Source organism: Haloferax sp. AB510 (assembly GCF_024136985.1).
Classification (GTDB): domain Archaea; phylum Halobacteriota; class Halobacteria; order Halobacteriales; family Haloferacaceae; genus Haloferax.
In genome coordinates this window covers 31,416-55,046 of sequence record NZ_JAMYJY010000011.1, presented here as the reverse complement: position 1 = coordinate 55,046, position 23,631 = coordinate 31,416, and the positions used below count along the sequence as shown (strand labels likewise).

The 23,631-nt window shown below is 64.6% G+C and carries 18 protein-coding genes and 1 tRNA gene; 7 read left to right on the top strand and 12 right to left on the bottom strand.

The window, feature by feature from the left end; all coding sequences use genetic code 11:
* Positions 1–226: 226 nt before the first annotated feature.
* The 4 genes from NKF06_RS03905 to NKF06_RS03890 all read right to left on the bottom strand — a co-directional run bounded on the left by NKF06_RS03905 (position 227) and on the right by NKF06_RS03890 (position 5,229).
* Complete coding sequence (locus tag NKF06_RS03905; RefSeq protein ID WP_253244578.1) at positions 227–2,806, bottom strand: DEAD/DEAH box helicase; 2,580 nt, start codon at positions 2,804–2,806, stop codon at positions 227–229.
* A gap of 344 nt (positions 2,807–3,150) precedes the next feature.
* On the bottom strand, positions 3,151–4,140 hold the full coding sequence (locus NKF06_RS03900; RefSeq protein ID WP_256477196.1) for a Zn-ribbon containing protein: 990 nt from the start codon (positions 4,138–4,140) through the stop codon (positions 3,151–3,153).
* Positions 4,141–4,188: 48 nt separating this feature from the next.
* Entirely contained in the window at positions 4,189–4,581 is a 393-nt protein-coding gene (locus NKF06_RS03895; RefSeq protein ID WP_004044951.1) for a DUF2073 domain-containing protein, read from the bottom strand.
* 6 nt (positions 4,582–4,587) lie between these two features.
* On the bottom strand, positions 4,588–5,229 hold the full coding sequence (locus NKF06_RS03890; protein WP_004974066.1) for an Era-like GTP-binding protein: 642 nt from the start codon (positions 5,227–5,229) through the stop codon (positions 4,588–4,590).
* A 1,715-nt stretch (positions 5,230–6,944) separates the two neighbouring features.
* Here NKF06_RS03890 and NKF06_RS03885 point away from each other — a divergent pair.
* The gene (locus tag NKF06_RS03885; RefSeq protein WP_253244577.1) at positions 6,945–8,618 is read left to right on the top strand and encodes an ORC1-type DNA replication protein; all 1,674 of its coding nucleotides are present in this window, start codon (positions 6,945–6,947) and stop codon (positions 8,616–8,618) included.
* 41 nt (positions 8,619–8,659) lie between these two features.
* Here NKF06_RS03885 and NKF06_RS03880 read toward each other — a convergent pair whose 3' ends face one another.
* A complete protein-coding gene (locus tag NKF06_RS03880; protein ID WP_253244576.1) occupies positions 8,660–9,556 on the bottom strand; it encodes a S26 family signal peptidase in 897 nt (298 codons plus the stop codon).
* Positions 9,557–9,634: 78 nt separating this feature from the next.
* Between NKF06_RS03880 and NKF06_RS03875 the strand changes: the two genes are divergently transcribed.
* Together NKF06_RS03875 and NKF06_RS03870 are read left to right on the top strand one after the other, a co-directional pair.
* Positions 9,635–11,227: a DNA-directed DNA polymerase II small subunit gene (locus NKF06_RS03875; protein WP_253244575.1), complete on the top strand. Its 1,593-nt coding sequence runs from the start codon at positions 9,635–9,637 to the stop codon at positions 11,225–11,227.
* Positions 11,228–11,370: 143 nt separating this feature from the next.
* On the top strand, positions 11,371–12,498 hold the full coding sequence (locus NKF06_RS03870; RefSeq protein WP_253244574.1) for an NADH:flavin oxidoreductase: 1,128 nt from the start codon (positions 11,371–11,373) through the stop codon (positions 12,496–12,498).
* 124 nt (positions 12,499–12,622) lie between these two features.
* Here the strand turns inward: NKF06_RS03870 and NKF06_RS03865 are convergent, their stop codons facing one another.
* Together NKF06_RS03865 and NKF06_RS03860 are read right to left on the bottom strand one after the other, a co-directional pair.
* On the bottom strand, positions 12,623–13,432 hold the full coding sequence (locus NKF06_RS03865) for a ZIP family metal transporter (RefSeq protein ID WP_058827479.1): 810 nt from the start codon (positions 13,430–13,432) through the stop codon (positions 12,623–12,625).
* Between the two features lie 153 nt (positions 13,433–13,585).
* On the bottom strand, positions 13,586–14,014 hold the full coding sequence (locus tag NKF06_RS03860; RefSeq protein ID WP_058827452.1) for a hypothetical protein: 429 nt from the start codon (positions 14,012–14,014) through the stop codon (positions 13,586–13,588).
* A 187-nt stretch (positions 14,015–14,201) separates the two neighbouring features.
* Between NKF06_RS03860 and NKF06_RS03855 the strand changes: the two genes are divergently transcribed.
* Together NKF06_RS03855 and NKF06_RS03850 are read left to right on the top strand one after the other, a co-directional pair.
* Complete coding sequence (locus NKF06_RS03855; protein WP_058827453.1) at positions 14,202–15,380, top strand: aspartate kinase; 1,179 nt, start codon at positions 14,202–14,204, stop codon at positions 15,378–15,380.
* 222 nt (positions 15,381–15,602) lie between these two features.
* The gene (locus NKF06_RS03850; RefSeq protein ID WP_058827454.1) at positions 15,603–16,949 is read left to right on the top strand and encodes a tryptophanase; all 1,347 of its coding nucleotides are present in this window, start codon (positions 15,603–15,605) and stop codon (positions 16,947–16,949) included.
* Between the two features lie 198 nt (positions 16,950–17,147).
* Here NKF06_RS03850 and NKF06_RS03845 read toward each other — a convergent pair whose 3' ends face one another.
* Positions 17,148–17,375: a hypothetical protein gene (locus NKF06_RS03845; RefSeq protein WP_253244573.1), complete on the bottom strand. Its 228-nt coding sequence runs from the start codon at positions 17,373–17,375 to the stop codon at positions 17,148–17,150.
* A gap of 427 nt (positions 17,376–17,802) precedes the next feature.
* Here NKF06_RS03845 and NKF06_RS03840 point away from each other — a divergent pair, with 427 nt between their 5' ends.
* Positions 17,803–18,111 (top strand): hypothetical protein, encoded by a 309-nt coding sequence (locus tag NKF06_RS03840; protein ID WP_253244572.1) that lies wholly within the window; start codon positions 17,803–17,805, stop codon positions 18,109–18,111.
* Between the two features lie 773 nt (positions 18,112–18,884).
* On the opposite strand, the gene NKF06_RS03835 is transcribed toward NKF06_RS03840, so the two are convergent.
* Positions 18,885–19,544, bottom strand: coding sequence for a metallophosphoesterase family protein (locus NKF06_RS03835; protein ID WP_058827455.1), 660 nt, complete (start codon positions 19,542–19,544; stop codon positions 18,885–18,887).
* 91 nt (positions 19,545–19,635) lie between these two features.
* Complete coding sequence (locus tag NKF06_RS03830; protein WP_253244571.1) at positions 19,636–20,208, bottom strand: IMP cyclohydrolase; 573 nt, start codon at positions 20,206–20,208, stop codon at positions 19,636–19,638.
* 132 nt (positions 20,209–20,340) lie between these two features.
* On the opposite strand from NKF06_RS03830, the gene NKF06_RS03825 reads away from it, so the two are divergent.
* Positions 20,341–20,413, top strand: a tRNA-Gln gene (locus NKF06_RS03825).
* Between the two features lie 161 nt (positions 20,414–20,574).
* On the opposite strand, the gene cgi121 is transcribed toward NKF06_RS03825, so the two are convergent.
* Positions 20,575–21,069 carry a KEOPS complex subunit Cgi121 gene (gene cgi121, locus NKF06_RS03820; RefSeq protein ID WP_058827457.1) on the bottom strand — a complete coding sequence of 165 codons (495 nt, stop codon included), beginning with the start codon at positions 21,067–21,069 and terminating at the stop codon, positions 20,575–20,577.
* Positions 21,066–23,531 (bottom strand): ATP-dependent DNA helicase, encoded by a 2,466-nt coding sequence (locus tag NKF06_RS03815; protein WP_253244570.1) that lies wholly within the window; start codon positions 23,529–23,531, stop codon positions 21,066–21,068. The genes cgi121 and NKF06_RS03815 overlap by 4 nt, the downstream gene beginning before the upstream one ends.
* Positions 23,532–23,631 lie beyond the last annotated feature (100 nt).

The following is a 23,631-nucleotide window of genomic DNA, read 5'->3' as shown; positions in this document are numbered from 1 at the left end:
CGGGAGGTCGCTCCGTGCGGACGCTGACGTGGGCCGCCGAGCGCGCCGAGTCGACCGACGACCCGCGGCGGGCGACCGAGTATCTGACCGCCGCGCGCGAAGCCGCCGAGGCTATCTCCGCGCTCGACCGATAAGCGACCGGCGCACCGTCATCGCTCTCGGCGGTTGAAATCGCCATACAGCAGTCCCTCTGTTTCGGAGCCGCGCACTCATTCTCATCGGCGCTTCAGCGGTACTCCGAGCCGACGACCTCGCGGATTCGCTCGGCGGTGACTTGACCGACGCCGCGGACCGCTTTGAGGTCGTCCTCGTTGGCGGTCATCACCGCCTCGACGCTCCCGAACGCTTCGAGCAGGGTCCGCGCCGTGACCGGACCGATGTCGGCGATGGCGGAGACGACGTACTCCTGTTGTTCGTCGAGCGTCTTCGCGCTCTTGCCGCCGTGGACGCTCACGGTGCGCTCGCGGTCCGTCTGCTCGCGGGTGGCGATGGTCGCCAGCATCTCCGCGGTGTCGTCTTCGTCCTCGGTGAACAGCACGCTCACGTTGAAGTCGACCGCGACCGACGACAGCGCCCCGCGAATCGCGCCGGGGTGGATGTTGCGCTCCTCGTAGAGGTCGCGGCCCTCGATGATGAGAAGCGGCCGGGCGTAGTGGCGCGTGAGGTCCGCTACCTGTTCGAATATCGACCGGTCGCCGCCCGTGAGCGTGTCGAGGAAGTCCGAGACGCTCTTTCGCTCGACCGCGACCCGGTCCGAGAGGACGTAATCGCCGACAGCGAGCGTCTCCAGTCGGGTCGTCAGGTCCTCGCGCTTCGAGAGGGTTCGGGCGATGGTGGAGTCGAGTTCGCGCTGGTCGACGACGATTTCGACGGTCTCCTCGTCGTCCGTTCCCGCCGTAGCGACGGTGGCCGGTTCGTCCGACTCGTCGGCTTCGGACTCCGGCGAGGGGTCGGTATCCGAGTCGGCCGGGTCGCCGTCCCCATCAGCGGACTCCTCGTCGCCGTCCTCCGCCCGCGCCAACTCCTCGTCAGAGGGGCCGAAGTCGGCGAGGCCGGACTGCCCGTCCGAGTCGGTCGTCGCGGCGGCCGCGGTCTGTCCGTTCGAGGCGGACGACGCGGCGGCCGACGCCCCGTTTGCACCGTTCTCGGTCGCGTCGTCGACCCCCCCGTTTCCGGTGGAACTCCCCGCGTTGCCGCCGGAGTTTCCGTCGTCTCCCGCGAACGCCGAGAGGTCGCGCTGGGAGGGGTCGAGTTCCGCCTCGAGGTCGTCGGCCGCGCCCTTGAGGTCGCGAAGCTCGTTTTGCATCGTCTTCTCGCGGCGGCGCGATATCCAGAAGTACGCCTCGTCGCGGGTGTCCTCCGCGAGGAGGACGACCACGCGGCCGTCGGCCTGCCGGCCGGTCCGACCCTTCCGCTGGATGGACCGGATGGCCGTCGGCACAGGTTCGAAAAAGAGCACGAGGTCGACCTCGGGCACGTCGAGGCCCTCCTCCGCGACGGAGGTCGAGACCAGCACCTCGAACTCGCCGTTTCGGAACTTGTCGAGGGTCTCCTGCTGTTCGTTCTGCGTCATCCCGTCGGAGCCCTCGCGGTCGCCCTGTCCGACGAACCGCCGGACAGAGAAACTCTCCGAGAGGAACTCCGTGAGCGCCTCGGCCGTGTCGCGGGACTCGGTGAAGACGATGACGCGCTCGCCATCCTGAATGCCGAGCGTCTCCGCGAGGAGGATGCGCGTCTTCCTGAACTTCGGGTGGAGGCCGTCGAACGACTCGGCTTTCCGCATCGCCTCGCGGACCTTCGGTTCGGCGACGAGTCGCTGGCTGGCCTTCGACGCGCCCGACGACCGGGCCGCGTTACGCTGGCGCTCGAAGTACCGCCGGACCGACTCGACCGATTGGGTCTCCACGAGTTCGACAGCCCGGCGGAGCTTCATCACCTCCGCGTGCGTGGACATCCCCTTGTAGCCCTCCGACTTGTCCGCGTTCATCAGCCGCTGTAGCTCCGCGCGCATCCGGTTGAGCTTCTTCTGCGAGATATCGGGCTTCGTCGACTTGGTGACGCCCAACTGCTTGAGCTTCTCCAGTCGGTCGGTGATGACCTCGTTGAGGGCGTCGCGTATCTCCAGAATCTCGTCGGGGAGTTGGATACGGTTCCACTCCACGTCCGTGTCGTGGGTGTACTCCGACACGTCGGCGTCCTCCTCGGTCATCACCTCCACGTCGACGATACCGAGGTTCTCACAGACTTCGAGGATGGCCTCCTCGTCGCCACCGGGCGAGGCGCTCATCCCCGTGACGAGCGGGTCTTCGGCGTCGGCGTGGTAGCGCTCTGCGATATAGACGTAAGCGTAGTCGCCGCTCGCGCGGTGGCACTCGTCGAAGGTGAGGTGCGTCACGTCCCGAAGCGAGATGCGGTTGCCGATGAGGTCGTTTTCGATGACCTGCGGCGTGGCGATGACGATCTGGGCCTCCTGCCAGAGCGCGGCTCGGTCGTCGGGCCGAACGTCGCCGGTGAAGACGACGATTTCGTCGTCCGGGACGTTCAGCGCCTCGCGGTAGAAGTCGGCGTGCTGCTGGACGAGCGGCTTCGTCGGCGCGAGGAACAGCGACTTCCCGCCGACGTCGTAGAGTCGTTGGGCCGTGACGAGCAGACTGACGGTCGTCTTCCCGAGACCGGTGGGGAGACAGACCAGCGTGTGGCCGTTGCGCGCGGTACCGGCGAGGCGAATCTGATAGAGCCGTCGCTCGATGAACGACGGCGCGAGTAGCGGGTGGTCCACGTACGCAACGTCCTCGGAGGCCGGCATCGGTGACGATTACTCGTCCTTGCCGATAAGGGTTCGCAGAGCGGGGTGAAAGTAAAGCAGTCCGCCGGTGGAAACCGCGGCGGTCGTTACCCCGCGCTGTCGGCGGTGTCGAGGTCGGGGTCGTCTGGTCGCGCGGACGGGAGCGACGCCCCGAGGAGCGACGCCCACTCGGCGACCTTTTCGTTGTGCGGATTGGACATAGCGCTTCCCCAAGGAGATATACTCTCAACTATCGTATATAACGATTGTGCCGATTCGACGGACGGACTCGTACGCGAGACCGGGGGGTCGGCGTTCCACCGGAAACAACGGGGTCAAAAAATCAGGTCGCGCGAGGAACGCGCTCAGTCTTCGCGGTTGCCGGGGCCCCAAGTGTCCGGGACTTCGATGACGTAGCGGCCGTCCTCGCGGAGGGAGATAATGTACTCGTCGCGGTCGTACAGCTCCATGAGATTGAGCTCGTACTGCCCGGGATTGACGATTTTGATGCTCTCGAACTGGTCGTTGAGCTCCTCGCGGAGCTGGTCTAGGTTGGGTCGGTCGTCGGACGACGGCTCGATGACCGTGCCGTCCGCGTCCGTGGGCGCGTCCTCGGCCGTCTGACCGGCCGCCGCGTCGGGGTCTGGGGGCGCTTCGGACGGCGTCTCGGCCGCCGGACCGCGTCGATTCGCGTCGGCGGCCGCGAGTTCTTCGGGCGTGACGACGTCGCTTCGAGCGCTCTTCTGGGAGTTATCCTCGTCCGTTTCGCGCGCGTTGATTTTACCGGGTGCGCGGTCCGGAGGAGAAGCCGAGTCCGCCGAGCTACTGGGTCGCTCCGTTGCGGACTCACCTCGGGATTCGTTCCGCGACGCTGGGGGCTCCTGCGGATCTGCTCCCGGAGACTCACCGGGCGCGGACGGCCACTCGCCCCAACCGCGGGGTTTGTCTTCGGGTTCACTACCCGCGTCGGCCGCGTCACTTGCGTCGGCCGCGTCGGTCGGCGATGGCTCGTTCTGGGTCGAGTCGGCGGTGTCGCCGGTCTCGGTTCGCTGTGGGGCGTCCGGGTTCGCATTCGCGTTTGCCCAGTCGCTGACGGTCATCGACTCCTCGTCGGTCGCGTCGGGGTGGGACTGCTGCTGCGCGCGGTCTCGGACGGCGTCCGCCGCCGAGGAGGTAAGGTCCCGCGTTCCGGCGCCGCCCGTCGACGGCGTGTCGTCGCTGGCGCTCGCGGGAGCGCTCCCGCTCGACGCGGGCTTGAACTGAAACTTGTTGCCGCCGCAGTTCGGGCACCCCGAGAGCATCTCCTTCGAGCCGTCGGGGAACACCTTACCGCACGTGGTGCATTGATGTGGCATTGATGGATGTTGGCGCCGGATGGCGCGTGAGGGCGTTCGTGGTGCCCCCTACTTTCGCGAGACGAGCGCGCTGATGAGATTCTCGTCCTTGTGAAGCGTCTGAATCTGGTTCGCGGGACCAATGACGGTGAGCTTCTGGGTCGACTGTCGGCCCATGAGTCGGTCGAGGAAGCTCTGGTCTGCAGTCTGCGAACGCGGATACGTCTCGATCTCGATTCCGTTGAACTCGTCGGGGCTTATCTCGGCCATCGTGACCTCGATGAGCTTCGACTCCTCGTCGGGCGAAAGGCCCTCCTCGAGGATGACGATGTTGCCGTCGCGGACGCCGTCGAGGATGAGCCGAATCTTCTCCATGCTCGTGAGGTTTGCCATCCGATTCCCGCTGAAGAGGTCTATCTGGACCCCGTCGGAGCCGTTGTCGGAGGCGGTTGCTTCAGGCATGGTGAATCACGCGAAGTACTCCGCGATTTTGGCGTACACTTCGTCCATGTTCTCCCCTTCGAGCGCCGACAACTCGACTGTTTCGTGCTGTGGGTACGCGTTCGCGATGCGCTCGACGTTCGAATCTTCGAGGTCGATCTTGTTCGCGAAGATGAGCACGGGCAGGTCCTGGCTCTCGATGATGCCGATGAGCATCGTGTTGACCTGCGATATCGGGTCCTTCGTGCTGTCGAGCACGTAGATGACGCCGTCGACGTCCTCGCGGAGCCAGTGCATGGCCTCCGCGACGCCCTCGGTCGCCTCACGGGACCGGCGGACGGCGTCGTCTTTCTCCATGTCGTGTTCGAGGAACTCTTTGTAATCGACCTTCGTCGTGACACCCGGCGTGTCGACGATGTCGATGGTGACTTTCTTGCCGTTCCGCTCGATTTCGACGTTCTCTTTCCGCCTGGCGCGGCGAGTCTCGTGAGGGATGTGGCTCTCGGGACCGATGGCGTCACCAGTCCAGTCACGGGCGATACGGTTTGCGAGAGTCGTCTTCCCGGCGTTGGGCGGGCCATATATACCGATCCGCTTCGGCTCGCTCTCCGAAAAGAGCCGGTCGACGACTCGTGAGATGCTGTCTCTTAAATCTGTGAGCAGTCCCATCCTGGGCCTCCCGCACCTCCCGAACGCGTCGTGGAGGGCGTATGGAGGTATCACCCAACCGGACTCACTTAAGCACTACGTCAGACACCAGTCACGTGGGAGACAGGACGACAGAAAGGAACGTCGTGGACAGCGGTCGCGACGGACCGACGCGAGCGGTTCAGAGACGAACGACGAATGAGCGTTCAGCCGCAGCGTACCGAGCGGTCGAACGCGGCCGACCGACCGCCGACAGGGTTCACACGCCGGGACACCCGCTCTTCCAATTGCTACTTCGGGCGTACACGTGTGCGTGCTGAAGAGATTCCTACCGGGAAGTCCACCTGTCTCGCGAAGTCCGTGCCTCGTAACCCCGTCCGTTTCGTCTGCGGGCCGATCCGTGGATATCAGTCGGTCAGTTGGTCAGTCGGGTGAGCACGGACCGAACAGGACGAACCACCCAATGGACCAACAGTATGGGCCGATCGACACGAACAGTAACCACGCGGTCCGGGTTCGGACTCGCGTCGGGGGTCGAGGTAGAGGCCCGCTTCGACGGAGGTGAACATCTCGTCTCGGGACACCCCCACCCCTTCGTTTCGGGTGGAACGGCCCGAAGGGGTGGGTGGGGGGAGACCGCTAGACGGCGGTCGGACGTTAATTCTATTCTAGGGGAGTACGATAATATCTCTTTTTGCCCCAGTACGGTTACGGTATGCGAATATGCGTGATAAAACTATCCCTATGTAAAGGCCACCGAGACCCCCTCCCTCCCCTCTCACGTCTCCACCCGAAACGAAGGGGTGTGGGGCATTCGAGGCCCAGGGGTTTCCCGTCGAACTGGAGATCGACCACTTAATTGCATAGGAAACGGAGGGGTTAGACCGGCCGCAAAATCGATCTCGCCTCAGATTTCACCGAAATCGTGTTTCGGCCGTCTCCACACGAAACAAGGGGGTCACCAGCACCAATTTTTCTCATCGGACACCTACTCGACTCCGACTTCCACTCCATCGACGCGGACCGGTGGGGCTCGTGCCGACTGGAGATTTGGTGCAGAGTCGACCGGGAGTCCAGTGTACGACTGTCGTTCGTCCAAACCTACCGCCGCCGTTCGGAGTCGCGACACGGCCCGCGGTTCGACTCGACAGAGCGCGATTGTTCGAACCGACGCGTTTCAATTCGACGGGACCGTTGCTAGTCCTCACCGTCCAGCCGTCCGATCGTCCAACAGTCCGATCGTCCAACAGTTCGACCGACTCTGCCCGCTGACTGCTCGCCGACTCTGTCCGATTGCGCTCTCCGATCGACTCGAACTACTCCCCTTCATCCGAACCTCCTCTCACCTATCTTTGACTCCCGCCCCTGGTTTCGACTCCGAGACGTTCAACTCCCGGTGTCGATACGACCGCCGACCACATGATGACGATCCCACGATGACGACCCCATCGACTGACCACTCCAGTCCCGCTTTCGAACTGGAGTCACAGAATCTTCGCTTCCGATCGAGTCGGAGTCGTTCGTGTTGAAACGGTCCCGTCCGGCCGAGTTCGGGTCGAACGACGGTAGACAAGTCGGAGAAGTAAGATTTTTGTACCGACTGTTCGTTTGGTTCCTTTGCATCATCTGGAATCGCCTTTTTCGGCGTGATGCGTAGATGCCGGCTATCACCGGCTTCACGCACCTTATGCGCCGCTGCGGGCGACTATTCCACTTGAAACAAAGGGGTATTCACGATGGACGAGGAAGAGAATCCGCGAGGCGGAATACGAGGGGAAGTCGGGAACAGCACGTCGGACGACAGCGCCATCGACGACGACTCCGGCGATGCATCCAGTACCGACGCGTCCGCTGACGATGCGTCCACCGGAGCATCGACAGCCGCCGCCGAGGACGACGTCTCCCCCGAAGACATCGACATTCAGGCGAGCATCGGTCCCGACGCCGACGCCCCCGACGAAGACCTCGACCAGCACAAAGACCCCGACGTCGGTCTCGACAAGGTCGTTCTCAACGACGACGAGGAGTCCAAGGGCCTGTTCGACGACCTCCTCGCCGGCGAGCCGATTTTCGAGAACAAGGAAGTCCTTCGCCCGTCGTACACGCCGCACGAACTCCCCCACCGGACCGACCAGATAAACCAGATGGCGACGATTCTCGTCTCCGCCCTGCGCGGGGAGACGCCGTCGAACATCCTCATCTACGGGAAGACGGGAACCGGGAAGACCGCGAGCGCGAAGTTCGTCAGCCAGGAACTCGAATCCACCTCCCAGAAGTACGACGTACCTTGCGAGGTCGAGTACATCAACTGCGAGGTGACGGACACGCAGTACCGCGTGCTCGCGCAGTTGGCGAACAAGTTCATCGAGAAGAACGTCGAGCGCATCGAGGCCGAACAGGAACGCCTCGACGGGATGCGCACGCGGGCGACGGAAGACCCCAACGCCCTCGAAGATACGCCCTACGACTCCATCGCCGAGATAGACGAGCGCGCGGCGGAACTCGACGACGACGCCGACGAGATGGAGACGGTACCGATGACCGGGTGGCCGACCGACCGCGTCTACACGACGTTCTTCGACGCCGTCGACTACAAGGAGCGTGTGGTCGTCATCATGCTCGACGAAATCGACAAACTGGTCGAAAAGTCGGGCGACGACACGCTCTACAACCTCTCGCGGATGAACTCCGAACTCGACAACTCCCGAATCTCCATCATGGGCATCTCGAACGACCTGAAGTTCACCGACTTCCTCGACCCCCGGGTCAAGTCGAGCCTCGGCGAGGAGGAAATCGTCTTCCCGCCGTACGACGCCAACCAGCTCCGCGACATCCTCCAGCACCGCGCCGACGTGGCGTTCAAGCCCGGCGCGCTCACCGACGACGTGATTCCGCTGTGCGCCGCGTTCGCCGCGCAGGAACACGGCGACGCCCGGCGCGCACTCGACCTACTCCGCACGGCCGGCGAACTCGCGGAGCGCGGGCAGGCCGACACCGTCGAGGAGGCCCACGTCCGGCAGGCGCAGGACAAAATCGAACTCGACCGCGTGGTCGAGGTCGTCCGTACCCTCCCCACGCAGTCGAAAATTGTCCTCTTCGCCATCATCCTCCTGGAGAAAAACGGCGTCCGCAACATCAACACCGGCGAGGTGTTCAACATCTACAAGCGCCTCTGCGAGGAGATTGATGCCGACGTACTGACTCAGCGCCGCGTCACCGACCTCATCTCGGAACTCGACATGCTCGGCATCGTCAACGCCGTCGTCGTCTCGAAGGGTCGCTACGGCCGGACCAAGGAAATCAGCCTCTCTGTCCCCATCGACGAGACCGAGGCCGTCCTGCTGACGGACTCCCGACTCGGCGACATCGAGAGCGCACAGCCGTTCGTGCAGGCGCGGTTCGACAACTGAAGAACGAAATTCGAAATTCCGACTCTGTTACTGCACTCGCGTCACGCCGCGAGCGCGCCGGCTCGCATCGGTGTCTCCGATGGTTCCGATAGCTCCGATGGTTCCGATAGCTCCGATGGCTCGACCTGAAGCGGTGCCGTCGGTGCGTCGGCAGCCGTCGCCTCAATCGTCGTCACGTCGTCGGTCGCCGTGTCGTCAGGCATCACGTCAACAGACTCGACAGGCTCGACGGAGTCGAAAGAGACGGGCGCGACCGGCGTCGTCGTCGCCATCGAGTTGGCGAGCGTCAGGCGGACCCAGCCGAGAAGCGGGATGCGGACCCGCGCGACGCCTTGAATCCACTCGGGTCGGACCGGGTCGGCGATGCCGCTCACCTGGTCGTACCGCGGGTTGTTGTCGCCTTTCGTGATGAAGCCGGCGTAGTCGGCGGGGCAGTTGGCGAGTTCCCGGCAGTTGTTGGCGGACATGTACTCGGGATTCGCCCGGTCGTACCAGTTCTCTCCTTCGTCGACCCAGAACATCGCTCGGTGGATAATCGGGGGCCCTGCCGATCCGGGGTCGTCGTAGACGATGACGCTACCTGGCCCGCCGAACTTCCGGTAGTCGACTTCGGCACCGGTCTCAGCCGTGACGACAGCGGTTCCCTCGACGGATGCGTCCGGGGCGAATCGTTCCGGTCCCGTGATGAACACGAGGTCGCCTTTGTGCATGTGCGGTTCCATGCTCCCGCTTTCGACGGCGACCATCGGTGGCCACACGCCGCTCACCGCGAACAGGAGCAACCCGACGGCCAACACGGCGAGCGCGCTCGTCAGGACTTCGCGGACGAACAGAAGCGGCCCCTCCTCTGCCGTCCGGAGCCGAGTTAGTACGCCTTCGTCGGAGGCGGGACCGCGCCGCGGGTCGGGGGAGGGCGGGCGACCGTCGTCGTCACTCATCACTCCCAGTTTACCCGGACTGGGTTTCAACGTTCTGGGTTTCGGCATCCTTTTTGCCGCGTGTCGCACACTCCAGGTGTGCCACTGGAGACGCCGGCGCGCATCGTCCGGGCGCTCGTCGGTCGCGGCTACAACGCCGAACGCGAGGCCGTGACCCTCATCGCCGGCTCCGACGACCCCGCCAGCACCCTCGCCCGCGTCGTCGAAGCCGTTCCGGACGACGCGCTTCGCATCACCGCCGACCACGTCCGCGAGGTGCTCGCGTCCGCCCCCGCCGCGGACCCACCGGGAACGGAATCGACCGGCCCGGCCGCCGCGCAGGCTGCCGACGCCGACGCGTCTTCCACCGCCGAGCCAGACCCCCCTGTTTCCGCTGCAACATCGCACGACAACGCGGACCACACCGCTCAATCGGCTCCAGCCGAAGCCGAGGGTGGGCCGACCGGACGGAACGTCGACCCGGCGCTTCGGTCCCTCGAAATCGCCAACGACATGACCGGCCAGTCGACGGGCACCGGCGAGTACGACGACTTCGTGAAGGTGTTCCGCGACCGCTACGAGAAGCTCTCGAAGATGCTTCGCGGGCGCGTCAACCACCGTCCCGCGAAGGCCATCTCGAAGATGTCCGGCGGCGAGGACGCGGAACTCATCGGCCTCGTCGACGACGTTCGCTCCACCAAGAGCGGCCACTGGATTATCGACCTCGAGGACACGACGGGAACGTTCCCCTGTCTCGTGATGAAGGACAAAGACATCGCGAGCTACGTCGACGAACTCCTCATGGACGAGTGCATCGCGGTACAGGGGACGCTTTCGGGCGACGCGGGTATCCTCTTCGTCGACTCGATGCACTTCCCCGACGTGCCGCGGAGCCACCGCGCCAACACCGCCGACAGAGACGTGCAGGCGGCGCTCATCTCGGACGTACACGTCGGCAGTCAGGAGTTCATGGCCGGCGCGTGGAATCGATTCGCCGACTGGCTCCACACCGAGGAGGCAGAGCGCATCGAGTACCTCCTCATCGCCGGCGACATGGTCGAGGGCGTCGGCGTCTACCCGAATCAGGACGAGGAACTCGACGTCATCGACATCTACGAGCAGTACGAGGCGTTCTCGGAGCACCTCAAATCAGTGCCCGGCGACCTCGACATCGTGATGATTCCGGGCAACCACGACGCGGTCCGACTCGCGGAGCCCCAGCCCGGCTTCGACGACGAACTCCGCGACATCATGTCGGCCCACGACGCTCGTATTACGAGCAATCCCTCGATGGTCACGCTCGAAGGCGTCAACGTCCTCATGTACCACGGCGTCTCACTTGACGAGGTCATCGCCGAGCTACCGGCCGATAAGGCGAGCTACGACGAGCCACACAAGGCGATGTACCAGCTCCTGAAGAAGCGCCACGTCGCGCCGCAGTTCGGGGGTCACACCCGCCTCGCGCCCGAGGAACTCGACTACCTCGTCATGGAGGACGTGCCCGACATCTTCCACACCGGCCACGTCCACAAGCTCGGCTGGGGCAAGTACCACAACGTCCTCGCGGTCAACTCCGGTTGCTGGCAGGCCCAGACCGACTTCCAGAAGTCCGTCAACATCGACCCCGACGCCGGGTACGCCCCCATCGTCGACCTCGACACGCTGAACATGACCGTCCGGAAGTTCTCCTGAGTCGGCGACCGTTTCGCTCCTGACGACCGTCCGACCCGGCGACCGTTCTCCCGCCCAGGATGTACCCTGATAGCACGCCGGATGTGCGGCGGTCGGGACCATTCCGCCGTCGCTTTTTATCCGCGACGCGCGCAGAACCGGTGATGACTGACGACGCGCTGTTCGACGCGACGAGCCTGAACGACCTGTCGCTCGCTAACCGGACCGGGTTGGCACCGATGACGCGTATCAGCGCCACCGACGAGGGGTTGGCGACGAACGAGATGGCCCACTACTACCGGAAGTTCGCCGACGGCGGCTTCGGCTTTCTCGTCACCGAGGGCGTCTACACGGACGACGCGTACAGTCAGGGCTATCTGAACCAGCCGGGGCTCGTCACCGACGACCACGTCGAGGCGTGGACGAACGTCACGGACGCCGTCCACGAGGTCGACACGCCGATTTTCGCGCAGTTGATGCACGCCGGGGCGCAGTCGCAGGGGAACCCCCATCTCGACGGCGATCGGACGCTCGCGCCTTCCGCGGTCCAGCCCGACGGCCAGAAGGCCGAAGCCTACGGCGGCAGCGGCGAGTTCGCCGTCCCGAAGTCGGCTGACGAGGCGGACCTCGAAACCGTCCGGGAGGGCTTCGTCCGGGCGGCGAGGAACGCGGTCGAAGCCGGCTTCGACGGCGTGGAACTCCACGGCGCGAACGGCTACCTCCTCAACGAGTTCCTCGCGGCGGACGCGAACCGGCGTGACGACGAGTACGGCGGCGGTCCCGAGTCTCGGGTCAAATACCCCGCGGAGGTCCTTTCGGCAGTCGCCGACGCGGTCCCCGAGGAGTTCGTCGTCGGTATCCGCGTCTCACAGGAGAAAGTGACCGACGGCGACTACGAGTGGCCAGAAGGCGAGGACGCGGCCGCGGTCTTCTTCGAGGAGCTGTCGGCGGTCGGAGCCGACTACGTCCACACGACCGAGACCGACGCGACCAGCCCGACCTTCGGCGCGGACGGCCCGTCGCTCGCCGAAGCCGCCGCCGAGTACGTCACGGACGACACGGTCGTTATCGCTAACGGCGGTCTCGGCGACCCCGACGCGGCGCGTACCGCCGTCGACGCCGGCGCGGACCTGTTCACGTTGGGGACGAGCGCGCTCGCCAACCCGGACTGGCCGGCGCGCGTGGCCGCCGGAGACGACCTCGACGCGTTCAACCCGGCGAAGTTCCTCGCGCCGACCGCCGGGCTCTCGGACCACGAGATCCCGTCTGAACCGCCGCTCGCGGACGACTGACGCGCCCTCGACACGGGGCTCTCTGACGCCGAACCGGCGGCTGAACCCCTTCGCTTCCACTCGAACTCCTGTTTTTGCGGCGTCCCGGAGCGCCCTGTTTTCGAACTCCGCGACGCCGATTCGACTACCCGAGGGTCACGTCGAGGTAGAGCATCACGATGACGCCGACCATCGTCCCGAACGTCGCCACGCGCTCGTGGCCGTTCGAGTGCGTCTCGGGGACGATTTCGTCGGAGATGACGAACAGCATCGCGCCGGCGGCAAAGCCCATCGCGTAGGGAAGCAGCGCCGAGGCGTACTGGATGGCCCACGCGCCGAAGACGGCGAGCGGAATCTCCACGAGGCCGGCGCGGATGCCCGCGAACGTCGCGTAGGTCGTGTTTCGGAGGCCGGCGTTGACGGCGGCGATGGAGACTGCCAGCCCCTCGGGAATGTTCTGGATGCCGATGGCGAGCATCAGCGGGATTGCCGTCCCGAGGTCGCCGGAGCCGAAGCCGACCCCGACGGCGAGGCCCTCGGGCATGTTGTGGATGGTGATGGCGATGATAAAGAGGACGACCGAAGCCATCTTCTTCTCCGTTTCAGGGGCGTCCAGCCGTGTCTTCCCGGTCACGAGGATGTGGACGTGCGGAATCCACAGGTCCGCTTGGTCGAGGACGACGACCCCGATGACGAAACCGACGAGGACGGGAATCGGATTCCCGCCCGCCGCCTCGATACCGGGGAGGATGAGGCTCGTGAAACTCGCGGCGAGCATCACACCGGCCGCGAAGCCGAGGAGCGTGTCGAGCGAGCGCTTCGACGGGTCGCGCCAGATGAGAATGAGAAGTGCGCCCAGCATGTTCATGCCGGCGATGACGATGCCGCCGAGGAGACCCTGCATCACCGGACTCGACCCGGCGAGTGAGACGAACAGCTCTTCCACCGCGGTCACGGTCGTCTCACTCCCGGCGGTCGGTTTCCGTGTCGGTCGATCATGGGCCACCAAACGAGAGGGAGGTATGTATGCCCTCCGTCGGCTCTCGCCGACCGCTCTCTCGTTGCGCGCGACGGGAGCGAACTGGGTGGCCGCGACCCGCGGGCAGGACTATTCCGTCTCGTCGAGAACGTACCGGACCGTCGGCGACCCCTCGAACCGCGGGCCGTGACCGACCCGGTCGAAGCCGACGTGCTCGACCGCCTCGCACAGCGGGGCCTCGGATTCGAGGACGAGCACCTCCACCGGCAGGTCCTCGGCGCTGGCGAAGCGGAGCGGCTCTTCGAGCAGCCGCCGCACCGCCGGCTCGGTGCCGCCGAGTCGAGTGACGTGGACGACGCCGTCGCGGACGTCGAAGCCGACGAACCCGAGCACCGGCTCGTCGTCCGCCGGCGCGTCGACGTTCGGGTCAGAGCCCGTGTCGGCGGTGGCGAGGCGGACCGTCCGGTCGCGTATCAGCCGACGCATCGCCCGTATCGGCGCGTCGGCGACGGCGGCGAGCGCCTCGGCGTCGGTGTCCACGGCGTCTCTGACATCCATACCTGAACGTACCGCGGCTTCGGTGATAAATCTCCGCACGCGAGGCGGCGGTACGAGCCGTCTCGTCCCCGGATTCGCGGGTGACGGCAACGGTTGAACCGGAGGACATAGTTATACGTCCCCCCGCGTTAGCCCCTCGCATGTTTACCAACGAAGCCCCGAAGCGACGCGACGCACCGGAGGGACGATGCGCGTAGTCGCGAAGTTCGGCGGCACCTCGCTCGGTAGCGGCGACCGAATCAATCGCGCCGCCGACTCCATCGCCGCGGCCGTCGAACACGGCCACGAAATCGCCGTCGTCGCCTCCGCGATGGGCTCGACGACCGACGACCTCCTCGACGAAATCAAGTTCGAGGCCGACGACCGCGACCGCGCGGAAATCGTCTCGATGGGCGAGCGGACCAGCGTGCGCATGCTCAAGGCGGCGCTGGCCGCCCGCGGCGTCAACGCCCTGTTCGTCGAACCCGGCACCGACGAGTGGCCGGTCATCACGAACGACCTCGGTGAGGTCGACGTCGAGGCGACCCGAGAGCGGGCCGCGAAGCTCGCCGCCGAACTCGACGGCGTCGTCCCGGTCATCACCGGCTTCCTCGCGCAGAACCACGACGGCGAAATCACGACGCTCGGCCGCGGCGGTTCCGACACCTCCGCCGTGATGCTCGGCAACTACATGGACGCCGACGAGGTCGTCATCGTGACCGACGTGGAGGGCGTCATGACCGGCGACCCGCGCGTCGTCGAGGGCGCGCGCAACGTCGGTCGCATCACCGTCGACGAGCTCCGGAATCTCTCGTTCCGCGGAGCAGAAGTCGTCGCGCCGTCCGCGCTCTCGTACAAGGACGCGGCACTCGACGTTCGCGTCGTCCACTACCAGCACGGCGACCTGCTCACCGGCGGGACGCTCATCGAAGGGGAGTTCCACAACCTCATCGACATGCAGGAAGAGCCCCTCGCGTGTCTCACCGTCGCCGGGCGGGCGATTCGTAACCGACCGGGCATCCTCGCGGACCTCTCGACGGCGCTCCGAGACGAGGACATCAACGTCGACTCGGTCGCCTCCGGGATGGACTCTATCACGTTCTACATCCTCGAAGAGGACTCAGACCGGGCCGAGGCCGTCCTCCACGACCGCGTCGTCGCCGACGACGCGCTGTCGTCGGTCACCGTCGAAGACGACATCGCCGTCATCCGCGTCACCGGTGGCGAACTTCCGAACCGCCCCGGAGTAATCTTCGACATCGTCCAACCGCTGTCCGAGGCCGGCATCAACATCCACGACGCCATCACCTCCGCGACCTCCGTCGCCATCTTCGTGGCGTGGGACGACCGCGAAGAGACCCTCGGCATCATCCAAGACGAGTTCTGAGTTCGGTTTCAGTTCCTCTTGACGCTGTTTTCACGCGCTCGCGTCCCCGCCAGCGACGCCGAACAGCCGGTGGTACGCGACGGTCGCCGAGGTCGCTTCGTGGCGAGAGCGGAACAGCTGGCGACACCGATGTACACTCCCGTCCACGAGCGCCGAAAACCGGCCGTCGTCCCTCGATTTTCCGCCTGCAGATTACTTCACATTCGCGGGCCTATTGCGGGCATGAAATCGTACAAGGCGAAGATGGTCGAGCCCATCGAACTCCCCTCGCGCGAGGAGCGCGAGGCCGCCCTCGAACGGGCCGGCTACAACGCGTTCAACCTCGACGCCCGCGACGTGTATATCGACCTCCTGACCGATTCGGGGACGGGCACCATGTCCGCAGAGCAGTGGGCGGCGATGATTCGCGGCGACGAGGCCTACGCCGGAAGCGAGTCGTTCGCCCGACTCGCGGCGTCGGTCCGCGACGTGATGGGCTTCGAGCACGTCGTGCCGACCCATCAGGGTCGCGGGGCGGAGAACGTCCTCTACGGCGTCCTCTTGGAGGACGGCGACGTGGTACCGAACAACTCGCACTTCGATACGACCCGCGCCCACATCGTCAATCAGGGTGCGGAACCGGTCGACTGCCCGTCGCCAGCCTCTCGGGACCCCAACTCGACGGAGACGTTCAAGGGTAACTTCGACATCGACGCGGGCTACGCGCTCGTCGAGGAGGTCGGCGCCGACGCGATTCCCGTCGTCGTCCTCACCATCACGAACAACTCCGTCGCCGGCCAGCCGGTCTCGATGGCGAACATCCGCGCCACCGCCGAGTTCGCCCGCGACATCGACGCCATGTTCGTCATCGACGCCTGCCGGTTCGCCGAGAACGCCCACTTCATCAAGACCCACGAGGCGGGCTACGAGAACCACTCGGTCGCCGAAATCGCCCGCGCGCAGTTCGAACACGCCGACGCCATCACGATGTCCGGCAAGAAGGACGCGCTCGTCAATATCGGCGGCTTCGCCGCGATGCGCGACGAGACGGTGTTCGAACACGCGAAACAGCGAGCCATCCTCTACGAGGGCTTTCCCACCTACGGCGGCCTCTCGGGCCGCGACATCGAGGCGATGGCCGTCGGCCTCCGCGAGGCCGTCACGCCGCCGTACGTGTCCGACCGCGTCGAGCAGGTGGCCGAACTGGGCGACCTCCTCGTCGAGGCCGGCGTCCCCGTCTACCAGCCGACCGGCGGGCACGCGGTCTATCTCGACGCCGGCGAGGTGTTCCCGCACATCCCGAAAGACGAGTTCCCCGGACAGGAACTCGTCTGTGCGCTCTACCTCGAAGGCGGCGTCCGCGGCGTCGAACTCGGCGGCTTCGCGTTCCCCGGCACCGACCGCCCGGACCTCGTGCGCCTCGCGCTCCCGCGGCGTACGTACAGCCGCGAACACCTCGAACACGTCGCCGAGACGGCCGCGAAGGTGATGGACTCCGCCGGCGAGTACGGCGGCCTCGAAATCGTCGAGGAGCCACCGATGAAGGAGCTTCGCCACTTCTCGGCGCGGCTCGAACCGGTGTCGAACTGACGGCCTCAGGATAGCTACTCGATTTTTCCGGATCTGTTGAAATACTCGGATTTTTGATAGAATCCGCGTGACACATACAGAGCGTGTATGCAGCAACTGCTGCGCTCTCTATCACCGGAGGTCGGTTAATGGTCTAATAGAAAGAAACTGTGTACGCCTCAGTTGGACACCACGTGTCTGAGTAAATACGCTCGTGAGTTACAACCCGCTGATTGCGATTCCACCACCGTATAATATAATCAGCAGACCGGCGGCTCGACCAAGCATTATGGAGTCTTCACTCATCTCGACGTCAGCTGCACTTTGTTTGGTCCCCATCGTTCTCGAGGCGCGCCTGATTTTGTCTACAAGAGGGTGGTTCACAACGGCTAACGCACCCATCGCCGCGATTGCAAGCCCGATCCCGAGCCGGAGAAAATCGGCCATAGAGGTACCCAACAGGCAGTCGTATGAATATTTTGCCACTTGGCATACACTTCCACCCCCTTCCGTGAGGACTACCTACTCCATATCCACCACTCGGTACAGCCAATGATGGCAACGTACTGATAGCCGATACGCGCTCTGTATTCAGCACGACCACAGAAACCTCACCGATCACTCTCAAGAGCGGCGTGACACAGACAGAGGGTGAGTTCAGCAGGTGAATGTCTGTTCATTCGGTTCTTTTAGCTATGAAGCAGTCTGTAGATAGATACATCTGCCCGCAGGAGATAAAGTCTCAACTACAATGCAAATCTCAAAGAGAAGGGTATTACAAATCTTGTCAAGTGTTCTAATCGGTTTGTCGGGGTGTCTTAATTCTCAGACTGAGCAAAGTACCGCTCCAGAGAGGCGGAATACGTCAAACGAGATGAACGTGCAGGTACTAGTTAGTAATGAGACAAGCGAATATTTTCAGGGCGATCTAGTCGTTCTTGATCAGTACATGAGCGAAGTGTTGGGTAGTGATGGAAACGGCTGGGAAGCTCAGGAATCAGTTAGTTATGAAGAAACTCTCGACCGAACTAGGAGTGAAAAGCTCACTGCTAAGGTTTATCTACAAAAAAATTCCACGACAGAACTGTTTCAAGCTGAACTTGGGCCGGATACGAAGTCTGATTCAGTGAGAATTCTCGTGAATATCACAAATGGTCCAAAAGTTAGTTTTTCACTGGAATGAAAATCAATTATCTCTTCAATACTTAATATCGAGACCAGCGGGGTCAAGTGACCGACTTGCGCCCTGAGTTCAGCACGCCCACAGAGACCTCCCCAAATCCTGTCAGAAGCAGCGTGCTGAACTCAGAGGATGAGTCTCGCAAATAGATAGTCAATTCAATATTCTAACAATATTTATTTGCAAAGCATACCAATTGAGATGAGTTACAGAAAATGAAAAAGTCCCACACGTTGGTTCTCTTCATTGGCATACTATTTCTGGCTACATTTTTCATCCCTGACTCCCCGTACAGCCCTTCTGTACACAGTGAAGCGTCTCCATCCGCTCCCGACCGCCCAACTCAATTAACCGAGTCGAGCGTCCAGACTTATGCAGTCAAATACGAGGAGCGGTTGCTTCACAACGAACTTATTCAGTCACGTGGGCTGACCCGCGATAGGGGCGATAAGATAATCAGCGAATGTACTGTGACTGAGTTAGAAAGACGGTCGTCCTCAGAGTTTGCCGTCAACATGAGTTGCCACGGAGAAATAAAAGACATCTACAGAATCATCCAACCAACTGACTTCAGTTACGAGGTTACATATCTTATTACACCGGAGTCAACTGAGGAACTTTCAATTCGGGGGTATCCTCTTGAAGGGAGTCGATATCTCAGAGAGCCATATTGATTTTTGTAATGTTGTGTCACTCAATGACCGACTTGCGCCCTCTATGCAGTACGGCCTCAACAAGCTATCAGTGACTGAGGATTTCAACAGAGCCATTTTTCCCTACTTCCCCTCGTACAGCCGACTCGCTAACCGCTCCGGCAGGCCGACCTCGCGCACGCGCTCTGCGACGCGGTCGATGTCGTAGTTGACGCGCTCGGCTTTGATTTCCATCGCGTCGAGGTCGGCGACCGCGTAGGCCGCCCGCGGGTCGCCGTCGCGGGGCTGGCCGACGCTTCCGGGATTCAGGACGATTCCGTCGTCGTAGATACGGTGGCCCTGCACGTGGGTGTGACCCAACACCAGCAGGTCCTCGCCGTCGAGGAGCGACGGCGAGAAGTCGTCGGGATAGGTGTAGCGGTCGGGGTGGTCGGGGTGACCGTGGGCGAGTTTGACCCGGCCGTCGGCAAGGGTGCGTGTCTTCGGAAGCCCGGAGAGCCACTCCATCGACGCCGGCGACAGCGCGTCGCGGGCGTAGTCGACTCCCGCGGCCGCCATGCTGTTGAAGCGGAAGCCGGTCCCCGACGTGACCGCACGGTCGTGGTTCCCCGAGACCGTCGGCACGTCCCGCTCGATGAGTTCGGACACGCACTCGTCGGGCCAGGGGTTGTAGCCGACCACGTCGCCGGCGCAGACCAGCCCGTCGACCGGCGGCATCGATTCGAGCACCGCGTCGAGTGCCGGGAGGTTCCCGTGCACGTCCGAGATGACGCCCAGACGCATGGCTCGGTGTACGGTGTCGCGGCTGAAAAACCTCGGGCCGAGGTGGCTCGTACGACAGCGCGTCCGCCCGCGGCGAGACGCCGAAGTCGCGTTATTCGCCGTTGTAGAAGGCGGTCTCGACCGCGTCGCCGACGGTCGCGGCGGCGGCGCAGACGGCGTGTTCGAACTCGTGATCGTACAGTTCGCGGGCCGCGTCGGCCGCGGTCTCGGCGTCGAGGTCGAACGCGCGCGGGTCGTCTTCCTCGTAGGTCGCCACGAGTGTGGGTTCGGTGACGGCTTCCACGACGAGCGCGTCCTTGCGGACGATTCCGATGAACGCCTCGTCGTCGCCGACGACGCCCGCGATTCGAGGCGTGTCGTAGTCGTCTTTCTCGTAGTCGAGCGCGAGCAGAATCTCGGCGAGGGCGTCGCGGGGTGGGTAGCCGAGGTCGAGTTTCTCCGCGATGGGGTCGACCTGCGAGCCGTTGCCGACGACGACGTAATCGCCGCCCTCGCGGACGCAGTTGTAGGCGATGTAGGGGTTGTCGGTCTCGGGGGCGTCGGGCGTTGGCCCGACGGTCAGGGTGCCGTCCCGGTCGACGACCTGTCGATTCGGGAAGGACCGAGAGGAGACGCGATACGCACCGATTCCGGGGCCAACGACGACGAAACGTCCGACGTACATACACGAGAGTGGATAGAATAGGGGCAAATAGTTGGCGGTTTATGCACGTCTGTCCGTCACCATGGCATAAAATCGCACGGCGGAATCGACACGCAACGTTTACAAATACCCGCGAAGTACGAACTGATGCGAAGTCCCATGGGGTAGTGGCCAATCCTGTTGCCTTCTGGGGGCAACGACCCAGGTTCGAATCCTGGTGGGACTACTTCTCCGATTCTCACGCTCTTTGAGGCCGCGCCGTCCCCTGTTCTCCAGTTGAAACGAAGGGGTAGGTTTCAGAAACCAAAGGGGTCCGTTTCGAGTGGAATTCTCCAGCACGTGATTCTCAAACCCTCGAATTCGGACGATACAGGCCGCGAAAACTGATTAGCGTTCGACCGCGAGGAGCGCCACTCGTTCTTTGACCAGCACCGGGAGGTCGCCGTCGGCGACGTTCAACTCCGTCTCGCCCACGCCGAACACGTCGCGTACGAGGCTCTCGTCGTAGTCGCCGAGAGTCTCTGCGGGTTCGAGGTCGAGCCGGTCGAACAGCGCGGCCTCGGCGTCGGCCTCGTCGCCGCCGTCGACGAGAATCACGACGGGGAGCGTCCCCTCCGAGACGCCGATTTCGAACGCGCGGTTGATCTGCCGGCGGCCGCTGGCGTAGAGGAGGATTTCGACGGCCCGGTCGCGGGCGATTTCGTTGCCGCGGCCGATGGCTCGGTCGGCGAGTGCGGTCGCCCGTTCGAGGTGCTCGCGGTCCACGATGTACCGAGCGTCGAACGCCTGCACCGTCGCGCCCGTCTCGTCGGCTACCTCGCCGACGACCGCGATGAACGAATCGAGGTCCGAGACGGTCGCCTCGGCTTCGACGAGCCTCATTCGAAATCACCCAGACTGGCCTGCTGGTCGGCGCGCTCTTTGGCCGTCTCGAAGCCGGCGTCGTCGGGGACGGCGTCGTCCGGCGCGTCGCCTTCGTCCACCTCGTCCATCGACGGGTTCTTTCGACCTGCGGCTTCGAGAATGTTCTGGGCCGTCTTCCTGCGACCACGGAGAGCGGCGAGGATGCGCGACTTGTCGGCCTCGCGGAGGTCGGCCCGACTCTCGACGCCGGCCTCGAACAGCCGACGGGCGCGCTTTCGGCCGACGCCGCGGACGCCGGCGAGGTCGAGCAGTTCCTCGCGGACGCCGTACTCGACGCGCTTTTTCGCCTCGCGGACCGCGTACACCGAATCGAGGTCGAGTTCGGAGGCGAGTCGCTCGGCCGCACCGAGGAGCCACTCGGCGGTCTCGACCTTCCCGCGGATGTCGCCGGGGCCGACGCCGTAGCGCTCGGTGATGCGGTCCTCGTCCACCTCGCCGACCCAGTCTTCGAGGAGTTTCGCGGTCTTCAGCGCCGACAGCCAGTCTTCGAACGCCACGTCCTCGTACTCCGAGGGAACGCGCCCGAGGAACTCGGGTTCGCGCTCGTAGCACAGTTCGGTGTACGTCTCGCGGTCGCCGGACTTCAGGTAGAGCTGATACATGTCCGGCGTCCGGCAGACGAGGTGGTAGAGACCGAGCGGCGTCGGATACGTCCGGTCCGTCTCGAACTCGTCGGCGTCGCCGTCGCCGCCGTCCGCACCGCCTCCACCGCCGGCGTCGTCGGCGACCATCTCGCTCGCCCGCTGGAAGCCACCGGGCTCATCGTCCGACTCGCTCCGGTCTCGTTTCGGCTTCTCCGGCGTCTCACCCGCGAGGGCCCGGAGCTTCTCGTTCCGGTGGTCCGCGGCCCATTCGAGGCCGTCGATGATTTCCGCGGCGCTCATCGGGTCGAGGTAGAGCCGCGAGACGGTGTGGCCGACGGGCGTCGCCCGAATCGTCTCTCCGTCGAACTCGACGAACCCGTTCACTTCGAGGTAGTCGAGCACGCGGTCTGTCACCTGTCCGAGTCGCTCGGGGTCGTCGGTCTGGGTCGCGTAAAGCGTCTGGTCGAGGAATTCGAGCAGTCCCTCGCGGGTGTGGGCGAAGCCGGAAGCGACCGTCGCGAGCAGATGCGTCCGCAGGGCGGGCTCGGCCGCGAGCTTCGACCGCACGTCCTCGGCGTCGGCCCAGATGTACCGCTCGAACAGCTCGTCGCGGGCGTCCGCGTCCTTCGCGAGCAGGACCGCCTCGCCGTAGGGGTCGAGGCCGGGGCGGCCGGCTCGACCCATCATCTGGTGGACTTCGAGCACGTCCAGCGGCTTCATGCCGCCGTAGTCGCCGTCGTAGCGCTGCCAGTCGCGGACGACGACGCGGCGGCTCGGGGTGTTGACGCCGGCCGCGAGCGTCGGTGTCGCGCAGATACATTTGATGAGCCGGTCGCGGAAGGCGTCTTCCACGAGCGTCCGGTGTTCCGCGGCGAGCCCCGCGTGGTGGAACGCCGCGCCCTTGGCGACCGCCGCGGCGAGGTCCTCGGAGGTCTCGGTGTCGGCCACGTCGCGTATCTCGGCGGCGAGTTCCGCGAGGTCACTCCGCTCGTCGCCGGTGATGTACCGCTCCGTCACGTCGGCCATGCGGCGGGCCGCGGACTCCGCGTTGCGCCGCGAGTTCACGAAGACGAGCGAGGAGCCTTGGTCGCCCTCGCCGTCGCCCTCCAGCGCGTCGGCGACGAGCGCGGGCGTCTGTCGTTCCCCGCGGCCGACCGGTACTTCGCGCTGGCTCCCGTCGGCGAAGGAGACGGCGTTGCCGTAGTGGACACCCATCTTGAGGTCGATGGGTCGCCAGTCGGACTTGACGAGTTTCGCGTCGAGCCAGTCGGCGACGACGCCCGCGTTGCCGACGGTCGCCGAGAGCGCGACGACCTGCAGGTTCGGGTTCAGCCGGCGGAGCTTCGCCAGCGTGACCTCCAGCGTCGGCCCCCGATGGCGGTCGTCGACGAGGTGGACCTCGTCGGCGACGACGCAGGTGAGTTGGTCCATCCACGCCGCGTTGTTCCGGACGAGCGAGTCGACCTTCTCGGAGGTGGCGACGATGATGTCGCGCGAGGAGAGCCACTCGCCGTCGGACTCGTAGTTGCCGGTCGAGACGCCCACGTCGATGCCGTACTCCTCCCAGCGCTCGAACTCGGCTTTCTTCTCGGAGGCGAGCGCCCGGAGCGGGACGATGTACAGCGCCTTCCCGCCGCGCGCGACGCTCGACAGCATCGCCAGTTCGGCGATGAGCGTCTTCCCGCTCGCCGTCGGGACGGCGGCCACGAGGCTCTCGCCGTCTGTCAGGCCGGCCTCGACGGCCTCGGCCTGCGGCGGGTACAGCTCCTCGATACCCTCGTCGCGGAGGGCCTCGGGAATCCCCGTCGGCAGGCCCGTCAGGTCCGCAGTTCGCATTGCATCTCCCTTGGACCGTCCCCCGGTTTAAGCCATCGGGTCGGGTCGGACGCGGGTGCGTCGCCGCCCGCGACGTCGGTCGCACGACCGCGACGCGAGG